The sequence below is a fragment of the Halorubrum sp. AD140 genome, from assembly GCF_034497445.1.
GTDB lineage: Archaea > Halobacteriota > Halobacteria > Halobacteriales > Haloferacaceae > Halorubrum.
In genome coordinates this window covers 1-1,083 of sequence record NZ_JAXRUU010000311.1, presented here as the reverse complement: position 1 = coordinate 1,083, position 1,083 = coordinate 1, and the positions used below count along the sequence as shown (strand labels likewise).

2 protein-coding genes are annotated in these 1,083 nt (G+C 70.7%); one reads left to right on the top strand and one right to left on the bottom strand.

Annotation, left to right across the window (positions count from 1 at the left end; all coding sequences use genetic code 11):
- The coding region (locus tag U4E84_RS18445; protein WP_322533508.1) for an amphi-Trp domain-containing protein at positions 1–163 on the top strand (163 nt) is incomplete at its 5' end.
- A gap of 201 nt (positions 164–364) precedes the next feature.
- Here the strand turns inward: U4E84_RS18445 and U4E84_RS18440 are convergent.
- On the bottom strand, positions 365–913 hold the full coding sequence (locus U4E84_RS18440) for a hypothetical protein (RefSeq protein ID WP_322533507.1): 549 nt from the start codon (positions 911–913) through the stop codon (positions 365–367).
- Between the last annotated feature and the right edge of the window lie 170 nt (positions 914–1,083).

Sequence of the window (1,083 nt, the reverse complement as noted above, 5' to 3'; positions counted from 1 at the left end):
GGGCGGCGAGTTGACCGTCACCGGCGACGAGTGGACGCTGCCGTTCGCGTTCGGCGAGCCCGTCGAGCTCGAGATCGAGTACGAGGGGTACGGCGAACAGGAGCTCGAGATCGAAATCGAGATCCCGGGGACGACCGACGAGAAAGCGCCGACCGTCGAGTGAGCGGCGCGGTGTCGTCCTCCGTGGAACGCCCAGACGAGTGTTTCGGCTGCGTTCCCTGGGCCGCGCGGACCGACTCCGCTCCGCCGGCCGGTCGCGCGGCGGCCACCTGACGCGGTGGCCGCAGTTCGGGCAGGTCTCGGAGCGTCGGACGGTGCAGCCGGACCGCCTCCCGCGTCAGTTCACTCTGCCCGGCGGCGCGGGTCACCCGTACACCAGGATGACCACGGCGACGAACGCTAGCTCTCCGCCGATGAGCAGCGCCGCGAGCAGCCACGTTCGGTAGGTCCAGAGCCAGTCGCGGGCGCCGGCCAACCGCCCCGTCTCGCCCGCCGCGTCGTCGCCACGGTACGCGGCGTCGACGCACCAGCCCGTCTCCGGATCGTACGTCGCCGGGACCCGCGTGCCCACGAGCTCGTCGACGTCGAGGGGGGAGACGCCGGCGGCCGCTAAGAAGTCGAGGAACGCCTCAGACTCCCGAAGCGACCCGTCACGGGGCGCGTCGAACCGCTCGGTGTGGGTCGCGTCGCCGTGGGGCGGGCGCATCTCGACGGCGACGCGGGCGCCGACGGAGCGCACCCGCGTGACGATCAGGACGTTCTCCTCGTCGTTGAGGTACGCCTCGCGCAGCCGGCGTTTCACCTCGTCGTCGACGCCGACGTCGAGGTCGTCAGGAACCGGATCGGCGTCGGCGGGATCGGCGTCGTCGGCGGTCGTCGAGACGGCCTCGTCGCCGCCGGATCGGTCCGCCATCGGTCCGAGGTTGGCAACGCGCTCTCATAAGGTCACGGCCGCTCCACGTGACCGTTCTCCTTGCGACCGATTCGACCCCCACAGCGAACGCGACTGCCGAAGCCCCAGCCGCTCGGCCGTACGTAGTCATTTATATATCGCTGATAGCCACGAACACCCCCGAAGCCCCA